Source organism: Arthrobacter sp. Hb9-2, assembly GCF_059091165.1.
This window is the reverse complement of the sequence record NZ_JBNHGJ010000077.1, coordinates 1-3,694: the sequence shown is the minus strand read 5'-3', so window position 1 is coordinate 3,694 and position 3,694 is coordinate 1. Positions and strand designations below refer to the sequence as shown.

Genomic DNA, 3,694 nt, shown 5'->3' with positions numbered 1-3,694 from the left:
GACATCCTGGCCCTGCGCGCCCAGGTGCGCGGCGCCGCGGCGATCATCACCGACGGCGGCGTCCGCGACTACACCGCCGTGGCAGGCCTGGAGATGCCCACCTATTTCGCCAACCCGCACCCGGCCGTGCTGGGCCGCCGCCACATCCCCTGGGACACAGACATCACCATCGCCTGCGGCGGCGCCACCGTCCAGCCCGGCGACATCATCGTGGCCGACTCCGACGGCATCCTGGTCATCCCGCCGGCCATCGCCGAGGAACTCGTGGCTGACTGCATCGCCCAGGAGCAGGAGGAAATCTTCATTTTCGAAATGGTCAAGCAGGGCAACAGCGTGGACGGGCTCTACCCCATGAATAAGGAATGGCAGACCCGGTACAAGAAATGGGAAGCAGGCCAAGCCAATGACTGAGACCGTGCTGACCGACCTCCCCGAGGTGGCCACCGCTTCCGACAGCAAGTCCCAGCAGGCCTACCAGGCGGTGAAGGCCCGGATTGTCGAAGGCGCCTACTCGCCCGGCTACCGGCTTGTGCTGGCTGCCATTGCCAAGGACCTCGGGTTCAGTGTGGTTCCTGTCCGGGAGGCCATCCGCCGCCTCGAGGCAGAGGGGCTGGTGAAGTTCGAGCGCAATGTTGGCGCCACGGTGGCCGGGATCGACCCCACCGAATACCTCTACACCATGCAGACCCTCAGCGTCGTGGAGGGGGCCGCCACAGCGCTGTCCGCTCCCCTGATCGGTTCGGTGGCCATTGCCCGGGCCCGCGCGGTGAACGAAGAAATGCGCGCATGCCTGGACCACTTTGACCCCGTCCGCTTCACCCGGCTCAACCGGGACTTCCACAGCGTCCTGTTCGAGCACTGCCCCAACCCGCACATCCTGGACCTGGTCCACCGTGGCTGGAACCGGCTGGCATCCCTCCGGTCTTCCACCTTCCGCTTCGTCCCCGGCCGTGCCCACGACTCCGTGGAGGAACACGAAAACCTGCTCAAGCTCATCGAATCCGGTGCCGATGCGGACACCATCGAAAAGGCCGCACGCCTCCACCGCTCCGCGACCCTGGACGCCTACCTCGCCCAATCCAACTAGTACCCACATCACAGTTAGGACCTCAACGATGACGACCTCAGTAGAAACCACCCAGCACCACATTCCCGAAAATCTGCCCACGCATCTCCAGCACTTCATCGACGGCGAGTTTGTCGATTCGGCGTCCGGCAAGACGTTCGACGTGCAGGAGCCGGTCTCCAACGAAAACTACGCCACGGTCGCATCAGCCCAGCCGGAAGACGTCGACCTCGCCGTCGCCGCCGCCAAGCGTGCCTTTACGGAAGGTCCGTGGTCGAAGATGCTGCCCCGCGAACGCTCACGCGTACTGCACAAGATCGCCGACATCGTCGAATCGCGGGACGACGAACTCGCGCTCCTGGAGAGCTACGACTCCGGCCTGCCCATCACCCAGGCCAAGGGCCAGGCCCGCCGCGCTGCCGAGAACTTCCGCTTCTTCGCTGACCTCATCGTCGGGCAGGAGGACAACGCGTTCAAGGTCCCCGGTCGCCAGATCAACTACGTGAACCGCAAGCCGATCGGCGTCGCCGCCCTCATCACGCCCTGGAACGTCCCTTTCATGCAGGAGTCCTGGAAGCTCGCCCCGGCCATCGCGACCGGAAACACTGTCGTTATGAAGCCGGCCAGCTACACCCCGCTCTCCGCCGTGCTGTGGCCCGAGATCTTCCGCGAGGCAGGCCTGCCCGACGGAGTCTTCAACCTGATCTTTGGATCCGGCGGCGTCGCAGGCGACTACCTCGTGAAGCACCCCGACGTGCCGATCGTCTCCTTCACCGGTGACAGCTCGACCGGCGCCACGATCTCAACGGCTGCCGCCCCCCAGTTCAAGAGCCTCTCGCTCGAGCTCGGCGGCAAGAGCCCGGCGATCGTCTTCGCCGACGCCGACATCGAGGCCGCCCTCGACGCGACGGTCTTCGGCGTGTTCAGCCTGAACGGCGAACGTTGCACCGCCGGGTCCCGCGTGCTCGTGCAGCGCGACATTTACGAGGACTTCGTGGCCCGGTTCGCCGAGCGTGCGAAGAACATCAAGGTGGGTCTCCCGAGCGATCCTGCAACCGAGGTCGGCTCGCTCGTGCACCCGAACCACTTTGAGAAGGTCATGAGCTACATTGAGATCGGCAAGTCCGAGGGCCGGCTCCTGGCCGGTGGTGGTCGTGCCGAGGGCTTCCCCACGGGCAACTACGTTGCGCCGACCGTGTTCGCCGACGTCGCCCCCGACGCCCGGATTTTCCAGGAGGAAATCTTCGGTCCGGTCGTGGCCATAACCCCCTTTGACACGGACGAAGAGGCGCTCGAGCTCGCTAACAACACCAAATACGGCCTCGCCGCCTACGTCTGGACGACTAACCTGAAGCGCGCGCACAACTTTGCACACGCTATTGAGTCAGGCATGGTGTGGCTGAACTCGAACAACGTCCGCGACCTGCGCACCCCGTTCGGCGGTGTGAAGGCTTCGGGCCTGGGCCGCGAGGGCGGCTACCGCTCAGTTGACTTCTACACCACCCAGCAGTCGGTACAGATCACCCTCGACGAGGCCCACTCGCCCAAGTTCGGCAACGTCGAAGACGCTGCAGTAACCAGCGACAGCTAACCCCCTCCCAAACTTTCGAAGAAGAGAGAACATCATGACCAACTTCGTTCCCACCCCCACTGTCCCGGCCCCGGATATCGTCCGCTGCGCCTACATGGAAATCGTGGTGACCGACCTCGCCAAATCCCGCGAGTTCTACGTGGACGTCCTGGGCCTGCACGTCACCGAGGAAGACGAGAACGCGATCTATCTGCGCTCCCTGGAGGAGTTCATCCACCACAACCTGGTGCTGCGCAAGGGACCCATCGCCGCCGTCGCCGCCTTCGCCTACCGGGTCAAATCCCCGGCCGAGGTGGACGCCGCCGAGGCCTACTACCGCGAGCTGGGCTGCCGCACCGAGCGCCGCAAGGAAGGCTTCACCAAGGGCATCGGTGATTCCGTCCGGGTCGAGGATCCGCTGGGCTTCCCGTACGAGTTCTTCTACGACGTGCAGCACGTGGAGCGCCTCACCCAGCGCTACGACCTCTACTCCGCCGGTGAACTGGTCCGCCTGGACCACTTCAACCAGGTCACCCCTGACGTTCCCCGCGGCCGCGCCTACCTGGAGGACCTCGGCTTCCGCGTCTCGGAGGACATCAAGGATTCCGACGGCGTCACCTACGCCGCGTGGATGCACCGGAAGCAGACAGTCCACGACACGGCGCTGACCGGCGGAAACGGCCCGCGCATGCACCATGTCGCGTTCGCCACGCACGAGAAGCACAACATCATCCAGATCTGCGACAAGATGGGCGCCCTGCGCATCAGCGACCGGATCGAACGCGGCCCCGGCCGGCACGGTGTGTCCAACGCGTTCTACCTCTACATCCTGGATCCGGACGGGCACCGCATCGAGATCTACACCCAGGACTACTACACCGGCGACCCCGACAACCCCACCATCACCTGGGACGTCCACGACAACCAGCGCCGCGACTGGTGGGGCAACCCCGTGGTCCCGTCCTGGTACACCGAAGCCTCCCTCGTCCTGGACCTGGACGGCAACCCCCAACCCGTCATCGAACGCGAGGAAAAGTCCGAAATGGCCGTCACCGTCG

Annotated in this window: 4 protein-coding genes; all 4 read left to right on the top strand. The window is 64.9% G+C overall.

Features of this window, described 5'->3' with window-relative positions:
* On the top strand, positions 1 to 411 hold a 411-nt coding region (locus AC5RV1_RS21195), incomplete at its 5' end, for an RraA family protein (protein ID WP_493995931.1).
* Positions 404 to 1,087: a GntR family transcriptional regulator gene (locus AC5RV1_RS21190; RefSeq protein ID WP_493995930.1), complete on the top strand. Its 684-nt coding sequence runs from the start codon at positions 404 to 406 to the stop codon at positions 1,085 to 1,087. The genes AC5RV1_RS21195 and AC5RV1_RS21190, both read left to right, overlap by 8 nt.
* Before the next feature lie 28 nt (positions 1,088 to 1,115).
* The gene (hpaE, locus tag AC5RV1_RS21185) at positions 1,116 to 2,657 is read left to right on the top strand and encodes a 5-carboxymethyl-2-hydroxymuconate semialdehyde dehydrogenase (RefSeq protein ID WP_493995929.1); all 1,542 of its coding nucleotides are present in this window, start codon (positions 1,116 to 1,118) and stop codon (positions 2,655 to 2,657) included.
* Positions 2,658 to 2,691: 34 nt separating this feature from the next.
* Positions 2,692 to 3,694 (top strand): 3,4-dihydroxyphenylacetate 2,3-dioxygenase (gene hpaD / locus AC5RV1_RS21180; RefSeq protein WP_493995928.1); only part of this gene is annotated, 1,003 nt, incomplete at its 3' end.

Coding starts and splice junctions, on each gene's coding strand:
- AC5RV1_RS21190 (WP_493995930.1), top strand. CDS start 404: ATGACTGAGACCGTGCTGACCGACCTCCCCGAGGTGGCCACCGCTTCC.
- hpaE (WP_493995929.1), top strand. CDS start 1,116: ATGACGACCTCAGTAGAAACCACCCAGCACCACATTCCCGAAAATCTG.